The sequence below is a fragment of the Halogranum gelatinilyticum genome (assembly GCF_900103715.1).
GTDB lineage: Archaea > Halobacteriota > Halobacteria > Halobacteriales > Haloferacaceae > Halogranum > Halogranum gelatinilyticum.
This window is the reverse complement of record NZ_FNHL01000004.1, coordinates 155,765-172,915: the sequence shown is the minus strand read 5'-3', so window position 1 is coordinate 172,915 and position 17,151 is coordinate 155,765. Positions and strand designations below refer to the sequence as shown.

The following is a 17,151-nucleotide window of genomic DNA, read 5'->3' as shown; positions in this document are numbered from 1 at the left end:
TGACGGGCGATTCCGTGCTCAGGGCATCCGACTAGAGAGAGCGAACTGTCTCAAAGACGGACGCTAGCTATCTAGAAACGTTCTGGAAATACCGAACGTCTCGGCGTCACTCGGCTCGAATCACCGATTCGGTTATCTCCTCACGAGTCCTATAGCAGGTACCGATTCGTTACGGAGCATCCGCTCTGTCCCCATTCAGCCGTGACACGCGTCTGTCGTGTCCGCCGTTCGTGCCAGCAGTGCCGAGCAGGCTGTCGACTGAAGCGCTCCCGACGAACTGTCTATCTATGAGCACCAAGACCGACGAACTCCGAGAGTTATTCTTGAAGCTGAGCCCAGTGACCACCTTCACCGACCGCCAGGAGGCTGGCGTCGGCGACGTCCCGACCGACGAGGAAGTCGACGACACGCTGCGGACGCTGGTCGCCGAGATGCGAGAACGGTTCGGCCTCGGGACGCCGCTCGACGACGACGACCTCGTCGCGCTCGTCCGCGGCTTCTACGCCGGTGAGTCGGACGCGACGCTCGCCGACCGCTTCGACGTCGCCGTCGAAACGCTCGTCGACGCCCGCCTGTCGCTCCAGTTGTTCCGCCCCGACGACGCGGACGCGCCGTTCGACCTCCGAGACCTCCTGCGGCTCGTCGAAGCCGACGCGGACGACGCGACGTGTGCGGCGGAACTCGGCGTCAGCGAGGCGGTTATCCGCCGGTACCGCCGCGTCGTCGCGGCCCGACAGACGGCCCAGCGCGAGAGCTACTACTACCCCCTGGAGTTCGAGTCGCTGCTCGATGCGGACACCGACGACGAGCTGTCGGCCGCTCGCGAGGCCGACCGCGAACTGTTCGCCGAGATCAAAGACTGAGTCCCGAACCGGCTGCTCTCTGTTGTTTCTCTCCGTCCATATGTGAGCGGCCGCGTCGCCTGTCACTCACGCCACCGAGCGTCGCCACTCGCGAGTGTAGAGACGAAACAGGCGCGTTTCCGGTATCCTACGTCGCAAACGCCCCTGCTTCGGGTAGAACTCTCCGCCAGTCACGTAAATAGGCGTCGTAGTCCGCGCGCTACGCGCCGCGCTGTGCCCCGGTGTGTTCCTGCTCCAAGTCCTCGTAGTGGTCGTCGAGGAACGCTTCGAGGGCAGCTTCCTGTTTTCGCGGCGTCCACTCGTCTTCGTGCCAGCTGTCGACGACGACCCAGCTCCCCTCGTCGGGGTCGAACCCGAGCACGAACGCGCGTTTCGGGTCCGAGGCGGTCGCAAAGAGCGTGTAGACGCCCTGCTGGTAGCTGTCGGCGTCGGCGGTAAGCACGGTGAGCGGGGCGACCGTGTCCGAGTCGGCGAGGTCCTCGCCCTCGTCGAGCGTGAGCGGCCGCGGCGGCAGCGAGTCGAGAAGCGTCATATCTCTCGGTCCGTCGGCGACACCAAGGAAGGTTCTGGTTCGCGTCGGTTCGTGTCGGCTCGCGTCGTCAGTTGTACTTGCGGTCGAAGACCATCTTCGCGTACTCTGCGAGGACCGGGATGTCCTCGGGTTTCAGCAGATGCAGGAGCGACTTGAGGTCGCCACTGTTGGCACCGGCGGCGACGTCGTTGTCGGTCTCGTTGAGGTCGTGGACCAGCTTGTCGTAGCGGTCGTTGGAGCTGAGATAGAGCAGCTCGGTCATGATCAGTCGCTGTTTCATCATCGGTGCGACGTCGCGGTGCCACAGCCGGTCGTAGACTTCCATCTGGTCGGCACTGGTGTCGCGCGAGCGGTGGGTGAGACAGCTGTCGGCCGTCGCGGCGGCGGCCCGCCCCGAGCGCATACATTTGTCGATGCCTTCGCCCCACAGCGGGTCGAGCGTCGGCACGGTGTCGCCGACGGCCATGAAGTTGTCCGTCGACAGCGACTTCGGCATCTGGATGTGCGCCGAGCCGCGGTGCATCTTGCCCTCCATCTTCTCGGCGTCCGCCAGCCGCGGGTCGTTGTCGAGCCACCACTCCAGATAGTCGTCGATGGTGAACCCGTCGCGCGCCTTGTCGGTGTGGGCGGCGTTCTGGAGGTAGCAGACGCCGACCTTCGCGGTATCCTCGCCGGTGTGGAAGATCCACGAGTAGCCGCCGGGGGCCATCCGGTGGTCGAGTCTGAGCATCATCGCGTCGGTCAGGTCCGCGTAGCCGTCGGCGTTGGTGTCGACGCCGGAGAACTCGTATTCGATGCCGACCGCCTGATGCTCGCGCTTCAGGTCGGTGACGCCGAGTTTGCGCGCCAGCGGCGCGCTCGGTCCCGTCGCGTCGACGACGATGTCGGCACGGACCTCCTCGTTGCCGTTGTAGACGACGCCGACGGCTTCGCCGCCCTCCATCAGCGGCTTCGTCGCGCGGGCCTCGAAGCGGTACTCCGCCCCGTCTGCGCGGCCCTCCTCGACGAGCCAGTTCTTGAAGTCCGCGAACTCCAAGACGGCACCCGTCTGGCCGTACTTGTAGAAGTCGTTGGGCGACTCGATGACGACGTCGTCGGTGTAGTGCATGACGACGTCGTCGGGGATGTTGAACGTCGACATCGTCGACGGAAACGTCCCGGCCGTGGACTTGTTACTCGCTCGGGGGAACTCTGCTTCGTTCTCTGTCTCGAGGACGACTACGTCGTGGCCTCTGGCAGCGAGGTCGCGCGCACACTGCGCGCCTGCGGGACCCGCACCAGCGACGACGACATCGTATGACTCACTCATGGTAGGGAGAGGGTAGTGAACTGACGTTCACTCCGCTTGTTGCATCATGCCTCGGAGGGGTCGTGTATAATTCACCCTGTTTCGTTCGCGCGTTCGCGCTGTCATTTCGTCCCGGCGGAAGCCACGAGATGGGAGCAGAACTGCGTCTTCACCCCGGTCGAGCGGGTCGGATCAGAGGAACAGGCGGGCGGCCCGGGTCTAGGGGAACAGCCAAGTCCCTGCACGTATCTCTCACAGACATGAGTACCGACAAGCGCACGCGAGTCGCAGACATCATGTCCAGTCCGGTCGAGACCATCTCGAAGGACGCGACGGTCAGAGAGGCCGCCCGGCTGATGCGCGACAAAGAGATCAGTTCGCTCCTCGTGCCGGCGGCCGAGACCGGCATCATCACCAGTACCGACGTCCTCGACACCGTCGCCGACGGCCACGACCCCGAGAAGGTCCTCGTCGGCGACGTCATGACTGCGCCCTTGGAGACGGTGACGCCCGACCTGTTCATGGAGGAAGTCGCCGCCATGCTGACGACGTACGGCATCAAACATCTGCCCGTCGTCGACGACGACTACGTCGGTATCGTCTCCTCGACTGACGTCACCGCCGAACTCTCCTGAAACTCGGTTCCCGCTTCTCGCCTCGAACCGCCGAGTGACGACAGCAGCCGACAGGCGAGGATATATGCCCCGAGCGCGTCTCTCACGGTGATGCGTCCAGACAGTTCACAACCCTCCACTCCCGCCTCGACTCCCGCCTGCCCACACTGTGGTGCACTCTTCACCCGGCAACACACCGGCTCGATGGGGCTCTCGATTACGACTCGCTGTCCGGAGTGTCGCGGGGAGCTCTGAGCGCCGCCTCCCGCACGCTGCCGACGACAGACTCCGCTCGCCCGGCTTCGAGTGCTCGGAGCTTCCGCAGGAGCGCGCGGTCCAGATTCGGCTGGATGACGTAGTGTGCCCCGCCGGTCGCGGTCGTCCGCAGCAGCCACTCCGTGTACCGCTCGACCCACGGCCAGTCCGCCGCCGAGCGGACGCGCGCGACTCGCCACGCCTGTTCGCGCCCCTCGGTGATGCCGAACAGCGAGAACCGCTCGTCCAGCCGACCGAACGCGTCGTCGACGTCGGCGAGTCCGGCCGCGTACACCTCGGTGAGCACCCGCTGTTGGGCGTCGACGAGCCGACCGAGAATCCCGTCGACGCGACGGTGGTCGGCGTACTTCGACTCCGTCTCCGGCGCGAGACCGACGTCCGCGAGTGCCAAGGCGAGGTCGTAGTTGATGTGGGCGTTGATGCCGAGAAAGGCGTCCTGCACGACGAGCGTCTCTCCCTGCAACGCCGTCCCGAACGCCAGTTGCCACGGCCGCGGGACCGCGTCTAACTCGCCACGCTCGAAGGCAGCGAACGCCCGCCGGTAGTAGTCGGCGAACGTCACGAGATACTCCCGCATCCACGCCGGGTCGGCGAACTCGCCCTCCCGAATCGCCGCGTCGGTGCGTTCGGTCATCAGGGCGTAGACGGTGAGAAAGACCGACCGGCGGTCGCCACGCTCGCGGAGCAGGGTTTCGAGTCGACCTAGCCGGTCGGCCACGTCGTCGACGGAGGCGAACGGGTCGTCGACGAGCGCGAGGAGTTCGGGGTCCGGCTCGTCGGGCGGGTCGACGACGACCCGCGGGGCGGTCAGCGCGTGTCTGACCCCCCGGACGGCGGGGCTGGCGAGACTCGCACGGGCCAGCGTCGAGGACGTTGAGAACATCGGCCTATCCGGACCATGCTGTCGAGCGGGATAAATCGACCTGCGCGCTCCGAGTCCTATCGCCGAGATTCACCACTTGTCGACTCTCGGCTCGTCGCCGACGCTCACCATCTATCCACGATTTCGATATCCAACACGAGCGTCTTGCCCGCGAGTTCGTGGTTGAAGTCGACCTCGACCTCGTCGTCGCGGACGGCGACCACGTCGCCGTGGAGTCCGTTCTCGGCGTGGACGTGCAGGCCGACCTCGGGCGCGTCACCGACCATCGCCTCGAACGTCTCGCGGCCGTAGGTCCGGACGCGCTCGGGGTCGAACGCGCCGTAGGCGTCCTCGGGCGGAATCGTGACGGTCGCTTCGTCGTCTACTTCCATCCCGACGAGCGCGTCGTCCAGTCCGGGGATGACGGCCTCCTCGCCGACCGTGAACACGAGCGGCGTGTAGTCCTCGCGCTCGGCTCCCTGCGCCTCGACCAGCCCGTGCTCGGCGGCGACCTCGTACCGCGAGGTATTGAACACGCTGCCGTCCTCGAAGCGGCCGACGTACTCGACGGTGACGGTGTCTCCCGGTTCGATTGGCATGGCCGAGACTGCGGCCGGGAGCCGAATAAGCGTCGTCATCGACGGCGGAGCCGTCCGGGCGTCGACGGCGGAGCGGTCCAGCCGTCGACGGTGGCGGTCAGACCACGGCGCGCACCAGCGACCCCCAGACCGGCGCGACGAACGCGGCCGCGATGGTCACGTACGAGGCGGGCGCGAGTCCGAGGAACTCGCTCGGGTCCATGGCAGGCACCACGAACTGGTTCGCGACGAGGACGATGACGCCCACGACGAGACCAGCGACGACCGCTCGCGGCAGGTCGCGGCTCACGAGACCGACGAGCGCGCCTGCGGCGAACAGCCCGAGCCAGTGGACCCACGCGAGCGCGAGACCGACGACGACGGCGACACCGAGCGCGAGGAGATGGCGCGACCCTCCCTCGCGGAGGCCGTCGAGTGACGTCCCGCCCGTCTCGCCGCTCATTCGCTCTCACCCCCGAACTCGATCCGCTCGCCGTCGTCGGGAGTCGAGAAGGACATCGGCTTGTACTCGCCGTCGGCCCACAGCCGGAGTTGGTCGTCGTAGTGCTCCGAGAAGTACGAGCCGCTCTGGCCGCCCGGAATCACCGACAGCGACTCGCCGCCCATGACCGAGACCTGTCGCCAGCTGCTGCCGTGGCTCGCGTCGTCGCCGACGTTGGACACGGTGTACGACGTGCCGGAGACGGGATACCGCGGATAGTTCAGCGCGGCTACCTGCCCGCCGAACTGGTGGTCGATGGTCGTCTGGTGACTGTCGCCGTAGACCTCCCAGCCTTCCTCTTCGATGCGCGCGGCCGCGTCGTCCATCGCCGCGGCGAGGACACCTGGACGGTCGCCGCCGAAGAAGGGGTCCTCGGGTGGGAGCGTCACGAGCACCCACTCCTGGGGCCACCAGCTCTCGTCCAGCCCCAGCGACTCGAAGTCGTCTTGCCACGTCCGCTCGCGGAAGGCCGCGTAGAACTGGTGGAACGCCAGCGCGGCCGCCGAGTCGCGGTCCATCCGGTAGTCCCAGTCGGCCAGCGCGTCGAGCCACGGGTCGGCCGCGTCGCCCGTGCGGTCGCGGGCGTCGAGCAGGGCGGGAACGAGCATCCGAGCCCGAATGTCCAGCGTGTCGCGCTGGAGGTCCGTCATGAACGCGCGGTCGACGGGGTCACCGCTCGCGACGCGCTCGTCCAGCCGCTCGTAGATACGCAGCCCGCGGAAGCCCGAGGCGTAGTGCTGGCCGATGGGATACGTCGGGTCGTCGGCGACGCGCTGGTTCGCCGTCCCGAAGTAGTCGGGGTCGCGGACCCCCGGTTTCTCCTCGAACGGGACGAACCCGTCCCAGGTGCTCTGGCCGAACGGTTCGAAACTCTCCCACTCGGCCTCGCCCGCGGAGCCGTCGAAGACGCGGTCGCCGCGGACGACCGCACCGTCGACGCGACGGATCGGAATCCGCCCCGTCACCTTGTAGCAGACCTCGTCGCTGTCGACGTACAGCGCGTTCTGCGTCGGGACGTCCATCTTCCGGAGTGCCTCGCGGAAGTCGTCGACGCCCTCGGCGTGGCTGAAGTCGTAGATGGCCTCGGCCTCGCGCGTGCCGCTGGTCGCCGTCCACGCGACGCCGACGTGGCGGGTTTCGCCGTCGACCTCACGGTCGAGATAGACGCCGTGGACGGTCTTCTTCACCTCGACGGTCTCGTTCTCGCCGCCCGCGACCTCGATTTCTCGTTCGGCCACCTCGAACTCCCGCCACTCGCCGTCGTATCTGTACTGCTCGCCCGACTCGTCGGTCTCGTAGGTGTAGAAGTCGACGACGTCCGCGCCGGTGTTGGTAAAGCCCCACGCGCCGTGGGCGTTCTCCCCGGTGATGACGAAGGGGATGCCGGGGAACGTCGCCCCGCGGATGTCGACGCCGTCGCCGTCGCCGTCGCCGTCACTGTCGCCGACGGTGACCCGCTGCTCGTACCAGACGGTCGGAGCCATGAGCGTCAGATGGGGGTCGTAGGCGAAGAGCGGCTCGCCGCTCTCCGTCGACTCTCCGCCGACGGCCCAGTGGTTCGAGCCGTTGAGCGGCGGCGGCTCGAACGCCGACAGCCAGTCGACGAACGCGCTGTCGATGTCGCGGAGGCTGTCGGTCCGTTGGTCGGACTCACCCGACTCGCCCAACTCGACGCCCTCAACCGTCCCGGTCGTCCCCTCGCGGACGATGGGCGCGCCGTGGTCGAACTCCGTCTCGTAGAGCCGCTCGAAGTCGGCCGCGCCGAGTCTCTCGCGGAGGACCCCACGCCGCAGCGTGTCGAAACTGCCGGTGAGTGCCCACGCGATCTGCGTGCTGACGAGCAGGGTGTCGACGACGGTCCACTCGCGGGCGTCGTAGCCGAGTAAGCCGAACTCCAGCGGCTCGGGACCGATCTCCAGATAGGTGTTGACGCCGTCGGCGTAGGCCTCCGCGAGTTCCTCCGCACGACTCCCGGCGATGGCTTCGGCCGACGCCTCGGCTGCCCCGCGGAAGTCCATCTTCGCGTGAAAGCGGTCCGATTCGAGGGTCTGCGCGCCGACTGCCGCCGACAGCCGACCGTCCATCAGCCGTCGGACGAGGTCCATCTCGAACAGCCGGTCGGCGGCGTGGACGTAGCCGACCGCGAAGTACGCGGCGACCTCGTCGTCGCTCTCGACGTGCGGGACGTGGTAGTCGTCGTAGGTGACCGTCGCCTCGCCGTATGGGCTCGTCACGGTCTCGGGAACGGTCCCTTTGCCCTGCCACGCCCGGCCGCTCAGCGGGGCGAACGTGTCAAGGTAGCCGCCGACGGGTGAGCCTGCCGCGCCGACGACGCCGAGACCGAGCAACGCGCCGAGGACGCCCCGGCGCGTGGTGTCGCGGTTCATGGCTTGGGGACTAGTAACGTGTCAATAAAGGTTCTGGTGGGTGTGTCGCGCTCACAGGCCCGACTCGCGAAGCGGCGTGCAACATATCGAGGGTATCTGCAGCAGCCTCGACCCCGAAAGTCACTGTCGCAACCCAACAGTGGCGGTTCCCTCAAACTACTCCTGTCCGCATACACAATGTATGCATATGAGCACATCAATCCGCGTCTCTGACGAGACGAAGGCGAAACTGGCGCGGCTAAAGCGTGAAGACGAAAGCTGGGATGAGTTCCTCGACCGATTGGCGAACGAGGGTTCGGGAATGAAGGCTGGTGCGTGGAAAGGAACTGACAAAGCCCAAAAAGCTCGCGAAGCAATCAAACGTTCCCGAGAGAGCTTCCAGCAGTGACTTTTCTCGATTCGTCGGTTATCATCGATTACCTCGACGGTGTCGAGGAAGTCGTCGAGTTCGTCGATGAACAACCGACCTTGGTCACCTCCAGCATCTGTCTCTCTGAAGTTCTTGCTGGTGAGGTGTTTTCAGCGGGTGAGACAGACCTCATTGGGGCGCGTGAGAACTTCGGGCGAGTCACTGCTCTTGACTTCTCCGAAGATGTCGCGTTTGAAGCTGCCCGGATGCAGAACCGCCTTCTTGAATCCGGCAACCCCCTGTCGCCACGTGACCTCATGATTGCAGCTACGGCTCGATCTGAAGGGAAGGAACTAGTCGTCTCCGACGCTGGTTTCGATACAGAAGGGCTCCGTGAACTCCTCTCTATCCGGAGATTTGGGCAGTAGTCCTTCTGGACAGTGCTTGGACCTGTGATTCTTCATGGCCGCTCCCAACCGTCCCAACCGTTGTCAGAAAGTGCGTGCTGAATATAGAGGCCGCATGCAGCACGGAGACGACATTTTTCACATCGAATGATCTGAATGAACTATTCACGAAGCCTGCGCATTGACCACCGAGTTGACTTCTCAAGCGGGTGTGGAGACTGTCCTCGGCCTCTCGATGGCTGGCGGTGCGGTCTCGGTCGTAATCGAGAACGTCACTCCCAAAGCGACTCGAACGTCCGATAGGAGAGCCATGACAGATCCCGGGCCGAGAGGTACTCAACGGCTTCCGGCCAGGAGAGACACTCTCGATAGGATGCGCAGTCGTCCAGCCAGGGATAATCCGAGCCGAGCATGAGCCGCTCGGGCCCGAACCACGCTAGGAGTTTCCGGACGAACATCCCGGCTGTCTCGTAGGGCCAATCGTCTCCCGACGCCCTCGGAACCGAACTTACTTTCACGTAGACGTTCTCGTGCTCTGCCAGCGTCTCGATATCGGTCCAGGGTGCTTCGTCGGGCTCCATTCCCTCGTCAGGCCAGCCCATATGTTCGAGGACGAACGTGACATGGGGATTGGCCGCTGCGAGCGTGGCCAGCATCGAGTACTGTCCGGGTTTCGCAAGGACAAACACGGCTGCATCCTGCGTGGCGATCTCGTCGTACAGCGGGTCAAGCGCATCGTCGGCGATCCAGTCCGTCTGTCGATCCATCTGACCGGGCGTCTCCCCGTACTCAAAGGCAGCATGGAACCGAATACCGAGCATCCGTTCGTGACCGGTCACGCGGCGAACAGCCTGTCGGAGGTCGGGTTCGTCTTGGAAGTATTCCATAACGCCGACGCCCCACAGACGCTCAGGATGGGCTTCGATCGCCCGGAGTGTGTACTCGTTGGCTCGTTCGTCGCGGCCGTAGATCGTCGTCGGCTGCAACACTCCTTCGTCGACTTCAGCCGCATCCATATCGGCAACAAGGTCAGTGTGGGAATACGGGCCAGACCACTCTGGCGGGAGGTTGGCACCGTACCAAGGCAAGTCGGCGGTATCGGGCCCCCAAACGTGAGTATGTGTATCAACCAGTCGCATACGACCGCAGTGAGCGGTCAGCTTTGTATAGTTGTGGTACGGTATCATTGCACGGTTAGGAGGAGTCTGCAAGATACGCGCGCTCTATTCAGCACGGGTTCAGTGAACTATCACGCACCGAGAATATCACACAGCGATGCGACGAAAACAGTGGCGACCGAACGACGTGGTCCGGTCAGACGGCGAGATATTCGACGATGGCGTCCTCGTCCTGGAGCGTCGCCGAGTCGAGTTCGTCGACGATGGTCCCGCGCTCGATGGCGTAACACCGGTCCGCCATCTCTTGGATGACGCCGAGGTTCTGTTCGACGAAGAGGATCGTCACGCCGAGTTCGTCGCTGATGGTCTGCATGTCCTCGCTGATCTGCTGGACGATGGAGGGCTGGATGCCCTCGCTGGGCTCGTCGAGGAGGAGGAGGTCCGGGTTGGCGACGAGGGCGCGGGCGATGGCGAGCATCTGCTGTTGGCCACCCGAGAGCGTCCCGGCCTTCTGGCTGGCGCGCTCTTCCAGGATGGGGAAGTAGTCGTACACCTCGTCGTAGAGCAAGCGGTCGCCGCCGTCGTTGACGTGCTCGCCCATCTTGATGTTCTGCTCGACGGTCAGCTTCGGGAAGACCTCTCTGCCCTGTGGGATGTAGCCGACGCCGAGCCGGGCGCGTTCGTTGGCCGGTCGGTCGGTCACGTCGACGCCGTCGAGTTCGACCGAGCCGCCGGACGGCTCGACCAACCCCATGACCGTCTTGATGAGCGTCGTCTTGCCGACGCCGTTCTTACCCATGACGCCGACGATCTCGCCGCGGTCGACGCTGAGAGTCACGTCGCGCAGGATGGGCGTGGTGCCGTAGCCCGCGGTCACGTCCGTCAGTTCGAGCAGTGCCATCAGTGGTCACCTCCGAGGTAGATGCGTTTGACCTCGGGGTCGGCTTCGACCTCCGAAATCGACCCCTCGCGGAAGATGCCGCCCTGGTGGAGCACGGTCACGTGGTCGGCGATGTCGGCGACGAACTCCGTGTCGTGCTCGATGACGACGAACGCGATACCGCGCTCCTCGTTGAGCCGCGTGACGCGCTCGGCGATCTCGTTTCGTTCCTCCACGTCGAGCCCCGCGACCGGCTCGTCGAGGAGTAGGAGGTCCGGGTCGAGCGACGCGGCCATCCCGATCTCCAGCTGCTGTTGTTGGCCGTGTGAGAGCGTGCTCGCCTTCACGTCGCCGCGGCCGTCGAGTCCGGCGGCGGCGAGTGCCTCGTCGACGCGGCGACGGCGTTCGGCGCCGTCCGCGAACCGCTGAATCGGCAGCAGCACGTTCTCGCGGACGGACAGTTCGCCGTAGACCGACGGCACCTGGAACTTCATGCTGATGCCGCGGTTGACGCGCTCGTGCGGTTCGAGGTCGGTGATGTCGTGGCCGTCGTAGTAGATGCTGCCCTCGCTCGCGGCGTGCGTGCCGGTGATGAGCTTCAGGAGCGTCGACTTGCCCGCGCCGTTCGGGCCGATGAGACAGCGGAGTTCGCCCTCGTCGACGCTGAAGTCGACGTGGTCGCAGGCGGTGAAGCCGCCGAAGCGCTTGACCAGCCCGTCGGTCTGGAGCAAGGTGTCGGTCTTCGTCCCTGTCGCGGCCTGCGCGGCCGTCTGGCGGACCGCCGGATCCATCCCGGCGCCGTCGGTGCTCATTCGGCCACCTCCGTCGGCCGGGTCGCGTCGTCGACGCCGTCGCCCTCCTGGCGATCGGCCACGTAGCGGACGTAGTAGTCGTGCAGTCGCGGCACTGCGCCCTCCGGCAGGACGAGGATGACCGTCAGGAGGAGTACCCCGACGATGATGAACGCGAGCTGTCCCGAGAGGATGTTCGAGAACCACTGGACGCCGATGGTGGCGAGGACGGCTCCCAGGAGCGTCTTGCGGCCGCCGACACTCACCCAGACGACGGGCAGGGAGGCGAACGTCAGTGAGAACACGTCGGGGTTGATGTAGTTCCCCCAGGAGGCGTAGAGGACGCCCGAGAGACCGGCGAGCGCGCCGCCGAAGGTGAAGACGGCCAGTTTGACGCGCTTGACGTCGTAGCCGAACATCCGGGTGCGGTCCTCGTCCTCGCGGGTCGCGACCATCACGCGGCCGTAGTCGGAGTTGACGACCGCGCGGAGACCGAGATAGGTCGCACAGAGGAGCGCGACGACGAAGTAGTAGAACGTCATGTCGCTGAACGTCAGGGCGAAGCCGCCGACGCCGAACGCGAGATCCGGAATCGTCGGCATCCCGTTGAAGCCGCCGAGCGCGGCCTCACCGATGGTCCACTGCGAGCCCGCGGTCTGCGCCATGAACGTATGCAGGACGAGCGTCGACACCAGCGTGATGATGGTGACGTAGACGTCGCGGACGCCGCCGTAGAACATGAAGTAGCCGAGCACGAACGCCAGGCCCGCGCCGGCGACGATGGCGAGCAGGAACGCGGCGGTGATGCCGAGCGGCGTCGAGAAGTTGACCGAAATGACGCCGAAGGTGTAGCCCGCCGCGCCGAAGAAGGCCACCTGCCCGAAGCTCAAGACGCCCGTGTAGCCCCAGACGATGGCCAACGAGAGCCCGAGGAAGGCGTACACGACGAACAGCGAGAGCCGCGAGGCGGCGTACGACCCGGCGATCACCGGATACGCGAGCAGTGCGACCAGGACGACGGCGAAGCCGACCCAGAACCGCCGGGACGCTCCGATAGTGTTCGGTCCCTCGACCAGCGCGCGGAGGCTCGCGAGCGACGTCGGGAGGCTCCCCGACGCGTTCTCGGTGGGCGTAGCCATCTCAGGCCGCCTCCTCGCGGCGGTCGCGAACCCGCTGGACGAAGCCGGTGATCCCCTCCGGTAGGAACCGAATCATCACGATTGCCGTCACGAGCAGGGCGATGCGGCCGAGGAACGTCCCGACGAGATTCGAGACAAGGGCGTTGATGAAGCCCAGGAAGCCACCGGCCAGCGTCGTCCCGAGGACGACCGACGGGCCGCCGACGACGACGGCGACGAAGGCTTCGACGAGGAACGTCCCGCCGAGACTCGGCACCATCGTCACCGTCGGCGCGTAGAGCGCGCCGGTCAGGCCCGCGAGTGCCGAGCCGAGTGCGAACGTCGTCATGTACGTCCGTTCGGTGTCGACGCCGAGCGAGCGGGCCATCGTCTCGTTTTGAATCGTCGCCCGCGCGCGCATCCCGTAGTCCGTCCGGGTGAAGATGTAGTAGACGACGGCGAGCACGACGACGCTCACGCCCGACAGCAGGATGCGGTACGCCGAGTACGAGAAGTCGCCGTAGGCGATGCTTCCGAGCGGCGTGCCGATCTGCTGCAGTGAGTTGCCGAAGACGATGCGGGCGGCCTGCACCATGATGAGGCTCAGCCCCCACGTCGCGACCATCGAGTCGGCGAGGCGGTCGTAGAGCCGCTTGATGATCGTCCGCTCGACGAGGACGCCGAAGACCGTCGTGACGGCGACGCCGGCGAGCATCGCCACCGGCAGCGGGAGACCGGCGTTGTACGACAGCGTCGTGCCGTACGCGCCGACCATGATGAACTCGCCGTGAGCGAGGTTGATGACGCCCATGATACCGAAGACGATGGCGAGGCCTGCTGCTGCCAACACGATGAACGCGAAGCTATCGAGGAACTGAAACAGCAGGTTCAGCCCGTTGACCATCCTATCCGGCCTCCTCGTAGAAGTCGGTCGGCGTGTACTGCGTCTCCTCGTCCTCCTCGCGGAGGTCGCAGCCGACCGTCTCCGAGAGGAACGTCTCGGGGATGACGCGGTCGTCGACCGCCTCGACGTTGTGGTTCTCGTCGGCGCGCATGACCCACATGTGGTGGTCGACGTGGTGGGTCGCGCCGTCGAGCGCGATGGTCTCCTCGCCCGGTGCTTCGGGCGCGCCGAAAGTGATTCCCGATTCGAGCGCGGTCTTGACCTCCTCCTGATCCGTCGTCCCGGCCTGCTCGACGGCCTGTTTGTACATGTAGATGGAGAAGTAGTTGTTCTCCGCCTCCTCGTTCAGGTAGGGCGCGTCGGGGAACTTCTCGTAGTAGCGGTCGACGAAGCCGCCGTCGTCCGTGTTTCGCGCGGTCGGGATCTCCTCCATGTAGTTGACCCCGGCGTAGACGTTCTTCATCGCCGGTGGGTCAAGCCGTAGATGTTCGTAGCCCTGCGCCATCGCCGTCGACGTCCCGATGGGGATGTCGAGACCGGCCGAGGCCTTCTGGTCGTAGAAGGAGGTGTGGTTCTGCCCGACGAGCATCGACATGATGAAGTCGGGGTCGGCCTCCTGAATCCGGTTGATGGTCGAGCCGAACTGCGACTCGGAGAGGGGAATGAACTCCTCGTTGACGACCTCCGCGCCGTTCTCGTTGGCGAGGACCTTCACCCAGTCGGCCGACAGCTGCCCGAAGTTGTAGTCGGCGGCGACGGTGTAGATTCGCGGCCCGTACTCCTCGACGAGGTAGGGGAGAACGCTCCCCAGCTGCTGGCGGGCGGTCGGGCCGACGGCGAAGACGTTCTTGTCACAGACGCCGCCCTCGTACTGCGTCGTGTAGAAGTACAGCTGGTCCTCGCGGTCGATGATGGGCCGGATGGCCTCCCGCGTCGCCGACGAGTAGCCCGCCCACAGCGCGTCGACCTCGTGTCGGTCGATCATCCGGCGCGTGAGTTCTTGGTAGCGTTGGTTGTCGGACTGCGGGTCCGGGTCGAACAGTTCGATCTGCTTGCCGTCGATACCGCCGTCGGCGTTGATCTCGTCGATGGCGAGTTTCGAGGCCTTCCACTTCGGCGAGCCGACGAGCGCGAAGTTGCCCGAACGGTCCTCCAGCACGCCGATCTTGATGGTGTCGCTCCCGCTCGAACTCCCGCCCGCACAGCCAGCCAGCGCGGTGCCTGCAACGGCGGCACCCGACGCGAGGAACTGCCGACGGCCGACGTGACGGCTCATTCGCGCACCTCAACCGACTGTCCGCTAATTCCGCGGTTTTCGTTTACACTGTGGTTGTTCTCGGCGTAACACGTAGACAAATGACTGTGTTCTCGCACCATTTTGAGACAGTACCGCACAGATGAGTACACACCAAAAAGGTTGTCAACAGTACAGTATATGTCCCTATTTTACCGGTAGTGACTGCAATATTGTATAAGGTATTGCTAATACGCTTATCGTTCGTGCAGGAAAATCGCTGCCAAAACGACGATAATGGATTTCGTTTTCTGTCGCGGCAGACACCGGGATGTTCGTCTCTGTGACCGTGGATATCGGGATATCGGGATATCGGGATGTCGGCGTCGTGGTTGCCGTCTTTAAGGCGGAACGTGTCAGGCCCGTGGATGGGTGCCTCCGCTGTTCACACCCACAGCAGGTTCCAGTAGCCGGCGAGCCAGACGAGGACGGCCGCGGTGGCGACGACGAGGCTGTAGTGGAGCCGCGCCGCGAGCGACCACCACCCCCCGCGCCACGCGGCGACCGCGTAGCCCGCCGCACCGACGGCGAACACCGCTCCGAGGGTCGGCAGGCCGAAGACGAGCCAGAACCACGTCGGCGGCCAGCTGAACAGCGGCGGCGCGCCGGTCATCGGAAGCACCAACGCGAGTGCCAGCACCGCGCAGACGAAGGCAGCGAGACTTCCCACGGTCCCGCCGACGGCCCAGCGGGCACGCCCGGCCGACGCTGGCGGTCCCTCTCTTCCGCGGAGCCGCCGCCAGCCACGCGCGGCGGGCCAGCCGACGACACCCGAGAGCGTGCCGACGGTCGCCGCGAGCGCGAGCCAGCCCTGCACCGACAGGCGGTCGACGGCCGACATCGGCGTGTACGCGCCGAGACCGCGGAACAGATGGGTCACTCGACCGTCGGCGGTCCGAAAGACCAGCCGCTCGTCGCCGTCGACGTGCTCGAACACGAGCGGTTCGCGTTCGACCCAGCGGTCGGTCTCGCCGTCCTGTTCGGTGACGAGATGGCCACTGTCGGCGACGCGGACCTCGATGGGCGACCCCGACAGCAGGCCGACCGCGAGCTTCTCGTAGCTCGTGTTCTCGGCGGCACTCACCGACCGGTACCGGCCGGTGAGGCGGTCGGCGCGAGCGGGCGTCCCGGTAGGCGCGGGCGGTCGTGTCGGCTCCGCGGGTACCAGCCGGTCGAGCACTGCGTCGACGACGTCGTCGACCGCGGCCGACGCCCCGGCGCCGTGGCCCGCGACGTACAGCCCGAGGTCCGCCTCGGGGACGAGGACGAAGTCGGTCGAGAAGTCGGGCGTCGCGCCGCTGTGGGTGAGCAGGCGTGTCTCGCCGCAGGACTCTTCGAACAGGCCGAAGGCCATCCCGTCGAGCGTCTCGTGGGGCGTGTACCACTGGCGGTGCATCGCCTCGACGGCAGCCGCCGAGAGGACGCGCTCGCCGTCGACGACGCCGCCGTTGAGATGCGCGCGCAGGAGTCGGCCCATGTCCGTCGCCGTCGCGTGGAGTCCCGAGGCCGGCGGGACCGTCGAGTAGAACCGGAGGGCGTCTTCGGTCGCCGTCTCCGGGTCGGGTACGAGACCGTCCGGAGCCGGCGCGAAGGTGCTGTCGGCCATTCCCAACGGCTCGAACAGTTCGTCCGTGACGTACTCGCCGAACCCGTCGCCGGTCACGTCCGCGACGAGTTGGCCGGTCAGGGCGGCCGCGTAGTTGGTGTAGAGCGACAGTTCGCCGGGAGAGTAGACTTGCGCCGGGACGTGCGCCGTCACCGACGCTTCCAGCGAGCGGTGGTTGTCGAGGCGTCGGACCGAGTCGTAGCGGCCGCGGAGTTCGAAGCCCGCGGTGTGGGTCGCGAGCCGTTCGAGCGTGATCGGGTCGTCGGCGGGGAGGTCGACGGTGGTGAGCGAGCCGTCGACCCGGTCGTCGACGGCGAGTCGGCCGCGGTCGACGAGCTGCATCGCCGCGGTCCACGTCACCACCTTCGAGACCGAGCCGACGCTGAAGAGCGTCTCGTCGGCGTCGACGGGGACGTCCTCGCTCTCGAAGGCGTGGCCGTATCCTTTCGCGAGTGGGAGCGAGTCAGGCTCTGCGACCGTCACGGCCAGGCCACCGGCGTCGTGTTCTTCGAGTGCCCGTCGAGCGGCGTCGTCGACGAGCGCTTCGAGCGTCGCTGCATCTGTCTGCGTGGCGGCCGTCGCGGTCGTCGATCCGGTCGACGCGAGCGCGCCAGCCGTACAGGCTGCCGTCGTTCCGGCGACGAACTGTCGCCGGGTGAGGGGGGCGGGCATTGGAGTGTCGAAAGTGGGTGTCGGTCGGATAGCGGGGGACTCCGAACCGTCGGCGACGGTCCCGTCGGGCGGGGAAACCGCGGCCCGGAGCGGTTACGTGTCCACGTCGA

The 17,151-nt window shown here is 66.1% G+C and carries 17 protein-coding genes; 4 read left to right on the top strand and 13 right to left on the bottom strand.

Annotated features, from left to right (window positions below; all coding sequences use genetic code 11):
* Positions 1-287 precede the first annotated feature (287 nt).
* Positions 288-863 (top strand): hypothetical protein, encoded by a 576-nt coding sequence (locus BLR57_RS14285; protein WP_089698683.1) that lies wholly within the window; start codon positions 288-290, stop codon positions 861-863.
* 199 nt (positions 864-1,062) lie between these two features.
* Here the strand turns inward: BLR57_RS14285 and BLR57_RS14280 are convergent, their stop codons facing one another.
* Together BLR57_RS14280 and BLR57_RS14275 are read right to left on the bottom strand one after the other, a co-directional pair.
* Positions 1,063-1,395 carry a DUF7964 domain-containing protein gene (locus BLR57_RS14280; RefSeq protein WP_089698680.1) on the bottom strand — a complete coding sequence of 111 codons (333 nt, stop codon included), beginning with the start codon at positions 1,393-1,395 and terminating at the stop codon, positions 1,063-1,065.
* A gap of 67 nt (positions 1,396-1,462) precedes the next feature.
* Positions 1,463-2,704 carry a digeranylgeranylglycerophospholipid reductase gene (locus BLR57_RS14275; protein ID WP_089698678.1) on the bottom strand — a complete coding sequence of 414 codons (1,242 nt, stop codon included), beginning with the start codon at positions 2,702-2,704 and terminating at the stop codon, positions 1,463-1,465.
* 239 nt (positions 2,705-2,943) lie between these two features.
* Between BLR57_RS14275 and BLR57_RS14270 the strand changes: the two genes are divergently transcribed.
* Positions 2,944-3,318, top strand: coding sequence for a CBS domain-containing protein (locus BLR57_RS14270; RefSeq protein ID WP_089698676.1), 375 nt, complete (start codon positions 2,944-2,946; stop codon positions 3,316-3,318).
* 196 nt (positions 3,319-3,514) lie between these two features.
* Here BLR57_RS14270 and BLR57_RS14265 read toward each other — a convergent pair whose 3' ends face one another.
* From BLR57_RS14265 to BLR57_RS14250, 4 genes are all read right to left on the bottom strand, one after another.
* Positions 3,515-4,456, bottom strand: a complete 942-nt coding sequence (locus tag BLR57_RS14265) for a DUF5995 family protein (protein ID WP_089698674.1) — start codon at positions 4,454-4,456, stop codon at positions 3,515-3,517.
* Positions 4,457-4,560: 104 nt separating this feature from the next.
* Positions 4,561-5,034, bottom strand: coding sequence for an FKBP-type peptidyl-prolyl cis-trans isomerase (locus BLR57_RS14260; RefSeq protein ID WP_089698672.1), 474 nt, complete (start codon positions 5,032-5,034; stop codon positions 4,561-4,563).
* A gap of 97 nt (positions 5,035-5,131) precedes the next feature.
* Entirely contained in the window at positions 5,132-5,476 is a 345-nt protein-coding gene (locus BLR57_RS14255; RefSeq protein WP_211603285.1) for a hypothetical protein, read from the bottom strand.
* Positions 5,473-7,902: a penicillin acylase family protein gene (locus BLR57_RS14250; RefSeq protein WP_089698670.1), complete on the bottom strand. Its 2,430-nt coding sequence runs from the start codon at positions 7,900-7,902 to the stop codon at positions 5,473-5,475. Before BLR57_RS14250 ends, BLR57_RS14255 begins: the two co-directional genes overlap by 4 nt.
* 187 nt (positions 7,903-8,089) lie before the next feature.
* Between BLR57_RS14250 and BLR57_RS14245 the strand changes: the two genes are divergently transcribed.
* Both BLR57_RS14245 and BLR57_RS14240 read left to right on the top strand, forming a co-directional pair.
* Positions 8,090-8,290, top strand: coding sequence for a DUF7557 family protein (locus BLR57_RS14245; protein ID WP_089699068.1), 201 nt, complete (start codon positions 8,090-8,092; stop codon positions 8,288-8,290).
* Entirely contained in the window at positions 8,287-8,679 is a 393-nt protein-coding gene (locus BLR57_RS14240) for a type II toxin-antitoxin system VapC family toxin (protein ID WP_089698668.1), read from the top strand. Before BLR57_RS14245 ends, BLR57_RS14240 begins: the two co-directional genes overlap by 4 nt.
* Before the next feature lie 251 nt (positions 8,680-8,930).
* Here the strand turns inward: BLR57_RS14240 and BLR57_RS14235 are convergent, their stop codons facing one another.
* The 7 genes from BLR57_RS14235 to BLR57_RS14205 form a co-directional block, all read right to left on the bottom strand.
* Positions 8,931-9,797: an amidohydrolase family protein gene (locus tag BLR57_RS14235; protein WP_089698666.1), complete on the bottom strand. Its 867-nt coding sequence runs from the start codon at positions 9,795-9,797 to the stop codon at positions 8,931-8,933.
* A gap of 175 nt (positions 9,798-9,972) precedes the next feature.
* Positions 9,973-10,671, bottom strand: coding sequence for an ABC transporter ATP-binding protein (locus BLR57_RS14230; RefSeq protein ID WP_089699067.1), 699 nt, complete (start codon positions 10,669-10,671; stop codon positions 9,973-9,975).
* Positions 10,672-10,676: 5 nt separating this feature from the next.
* Positions 10,677-11,468 (bottom strand): ABC transporter ATP-binding protein, encoded by a 792-nt coding sequence (locus BLR57_RS14225; protein ID WP_089698665.1) that lies wholly within the window; start codon positions 11,466-11,468, stop codon positions 10,677-10,679.
* Positions 11,465-12,586 (bottom strand): ABC transporter permease subunit, encoded by a 1,122-nt coding sequence (locus BLR57_RS14220; protein WP_089698663.1) that lies wholly within the window; start codon positions 12,584-12,586, stop codon positions 11,465-11,467. The genes BLR57_RS14225 and BLR57_RS14220 overlap by 4 nt, the downstream gene beginning before the upstream one ends.
* 1 nt (position 12,587) lies before the next feature.
* Entirely contained in the window at positions 12,588-13,469 is an 882-nt protein-coding gene (urtB, locus tag BLR57_RS14215) for an urea ABC transporter, permease protein UrtB (protein WP_089698661.1), read from the bottom strand.
* A gap of 1 nt (position 13,470) precedes the next feature.
* A complete protein-coding gene (locus tag BLR57_RS14210; RefSeq protein WP_089698659.1) occupies positions 13,471-14,745 on the bottom strand; it encodes an urea ABC transporter substrate-binding protein in 1,275 nt (424 codons plus the stop codon).
* Between the two features lie 403 nt (positions 14,746-15,148).
* On the bottom strand, positions 15,149-17,041 hold the full coding sequence (locus tag BLR57_RS14205; RefSeq protein ID WP_089698657.1) for a serine hydrolase domain-containing protein: 1,893 nt from the start codon (positions 17,039-17,041) through the stop codon (positions 15,149-15,151).
* Positions 17,042-17,151 lie beyond the last annotated feature (110 nt).

What these genes read in the sequence shown, in the direction of transcription:
- BLR57_RS14285 (WP_089698683.1), top strand. Translation starts at nt 288, where the DNA reads ATGAGCACCAAGACCGACGAACTCCGAGAGTTATTCTTGAAGCTGAGC.
- BLR57_RS14280 (WP_089698680.1), bottom strand. Translation starts at nt 1,395, where the DNA reads ATGACGCTTCTCGACTCGCTGCCGCCGCGGCCGCTCACGCTCGACGAG.
- BLR57_RS14275 (WP_089698678.1), bottom strand. Translation starts at nt 2,704, where the DNA reads ATGAGTGAGTCATACGATGTCGTCGTCGCTGGTGCGGGTCCCGCAGGC.
- BLR57_RS14270 (WP_089698676.1), top strand. Translation starts at nt 2,944, where the DNA reads ATGAGTACCGACAAGCGCACGCGAGTCGCAGACATCATGTCCAGTCCG.
- BLR57_RS14265 (WP_089698674.1), bottom strand. Translation starts at nt 4,456, where the DNA reads ATGTTCTCAACGTCCTCGACGCTGGCCCGTGCGAGTCTCGCCAGCCCC.
- BLR57_RS14260 (WP_089698672.1), bottom strand. Translation starts at nt 5,034, where the DNA reads ATGCCAATCGAACCGGGAGACACCGTCACCGTCGAGTACGTCGGCCGC.
- BLR57_RS14255 (WP_211603285.1), bottom strand. Translation starts at nt 5,476, where the DNA reads ATGAGCGGCGAGACGGGCGGGACGTCACTCGACGGCCTCCGCGAGGGA.
- BLR57_RS14250 (WP_089698670.1), bottom strand. Translation starts at nt 7,902, where the DNA reads ATGAACCGCGACACCACGCGCCGGGGCGTCCTCGGCGCGTTGCTCGGT.
- BLR57_RS14245 (WP_089699068.1), top strand. Translation starts at nt 8,090, where the DNA reads ATGAGCACATCAATCCGCGTCTCTGACGAGACGAAGGCGAAACTGGCG.
- BLR57_RS14235 (WP_089698666.1), bottom strand. Translation starts at nt 9,797, where the DNA reads ATGCGACTGGTTGATACACATACTCACGTTTGGGGGCCCGATACCGCC.
- BLR57_RS14225 (WP_089698665.1), bottom strand. Translation starts at nt 11,468, where the DNA reads ATGAGCACCGACGGCGCCGGGATGGATCCGGCGGTCCGCCAGACGGCC.
- BLR57_RS14220 (WP_089698663.1), bottom strand. Translation starts at nt 12,586, where the DNA reads ATGGCTACGCCCACCGAGAACGCGTCGGGGAGCCTCCCGACGTCGCTC.
- urtB (WP_089698661.1), bottom strand. Translation starts at nt 13,469, where the DNA reads ATGGTCAACGGGCTGAACCTGCTGTTTCAGTTCCTCGATAGCTTCGCG.
- BLR57_RS14210 (WP_089698659.1), bottom strand. Translation starts at nt 14,745, where the DNA reads ATGAGCCGTCACGTCGGCCGTCGGCAGTTCCTCGCGTCGGGTGCCGCC.
- BLR57_RS14205 (WP_089698657.1), bottom strand. Translation starts at nt 17,041, where the DNA reads ATGCCCGCCCCCCTCACCCGGCGACAGTTCGTCGCCGGAACGACGGCA.